Raw genomic sequence first — 1,740 nt, forward strand, 5'->3', positions numbered from 1 at the left:
GCCAGCCACAGCGCCACGGCGGCGACGCCAAGCAGTGCGGCGGTGCCGATCGCGGCAATCACCAGATGCGAGTTCGAACGGACTTCCTGCCAGAAGGACGGCCGCATGTCGTATCCGAACTGCATGGCAAAGCGCCGACGTTCCGGCGTACCGAAACTGAAGGGCTCTCTCACTCTTGCCACCTCCATAAGCGGGCCGACGTTCTTTCAATCGGTGCCGGAAGTCCGGCGTCTGATCCGCATCGGTCCCAAAAACAACGCGGGCAGGCCCGCAACAATCCCCGAACAATCGCCCAGAACCGGCAGCTTTCGCCTGCGATTGTGGCATCAGTACGCCAACATAGAGGATTCTGCGCCTTTGCGGGAAATTGCGCAATGCGTCGCACGGGCAACAAATGTTACAACAAATATTACAATATTACATCAGGCCGGCCGGCTAGATCCTGTCGCGCAGCGCAAACCAGTTGAGCGCCAGGAACAGCAGCGGCGTGCGGAAACGCCGGCCGCCAGGGAAAGGCGGGATTTTCAGATCCTCGATCAGCTTCAGCCGGTCGCGGTTGCCGGCAACGGTTTCGGCATAGAGTTTACCGAAGTAGTTCGACAGCATGACGCCGTGGCCGGAATAGCCGCCGGCCGAGATCACATTGGGCATCACTTCGCGCACGAACGGCTTTCTTGGCACCGTGATGCCGACATAGCCGCCCCAGCCATGCGTGATCTCGACATCCCCGAGCGCCGGATAGAGTTCCGCGATCTGGCGACGGATGTGGATGTGGATATCCCGGGGATCGTTGACGCCATAGACCTCGCGTCCGCCAAACAGCAGCCGCCCGTCCTTCGATCTGCGGAAATAGCGCACGACGAAGCGGGAATCGTCGACCGCCTCGCCGCCCCGCAAAACGTTCGAGTCGGCTCCCAGAGGCACGGTCGCGCCGATGAAGGAACCGATCGGCATGACGTGCGCGGCACTCACCGGCTCGAGCGCGCCGCCATAGGCGTTGACCGCGATCAGGCATTTCTGCGCCGTCACCGTGCCTCTCGACGTCGAAACCTTGATCTTGCCGCCACTGGAAATGATGCCGGTTGATTGAGTCCCCTCGAACAGCTGCGCGCCTGCAAGCGCTGCCACCCGCGCTGTGCCGATCACCAGCTTCATCGGATGGATGTGCCCTGTGCCGGTGTCGCGCGTGCCGCCGAAATAGGCGGTCGAGCCCAGCCGCTCCGCCGTCTCCCTGGCATCCATGAACGAGATATGCGGGTAGGAAAAACGGCTCGCCATGATCTCGGCATGCGCCTTGTAGTCATCGACATAGCGCGGCTTGTGCGCCACCGAGAGCTGGCCCGGCATATAGTCGATATCGATCTGGTTGGCGGCAGTGAATTCGAGGAGATGCGCCTTCGCCTCTTCGGCAAGATCAAACAGAGCCTTGGCGCGGAACAAGCCGTACTCGGCCTCCAGGTCTTCGGCCCAGGCGCGCTGGCCGGTGCCAAGTTGGCCACCATTGCGCCCGGAGGCGCCATCACCGAAGCGATACGCCTCGATCAAAACGACATTGGCGCCCGCCTTGGCCAGATGCGCTGCCGCCGACAGGCCGGTAAAGCCGCCGCCGATGACAACGACGTCGCATGTCCGGTCGCCATCCAGCGCCGGGTATTCAGGCCGCGGACCGGCCGTGTCCTCATACCAGGAACGGCCGGGGGAGATCGGGGATTGGTAGGGCATGATGCTCGCAGGGAGTAG

The 1,740-nt window shown here is 62.6% G+C and carries 1 protein-coding gene; it reads right to left on the reverse strand.

The features are described from left to right. Positions 1-435 precede the first annotated feature (435 nt). Positions 436-1,722, reverse strand: coding sequence for an FAD-binding oxidoreductase (locus tag ENZ74_RS31085; RefSeq protein ID WP_063170069.1), 1,287 nt, complete (start codon positions 1,720-1,722; stop codon positions 436-438). Positions 1,723-1,740 lie beyond the last annotated feature (18 nt).

This window comes from Mesorhizobium sp. M7A.F.Ca.CA.002.15.2.1 (genome assembly GCF_003998715.1).
GTDB classification, from domain to species: domain Bacteria; phylum Pseudomonadota; class Alphaproteobacteria; order Rhizobiales; family Rhizobiaceae; genus Mesorhizobium; species Mesorhizobium ciceri.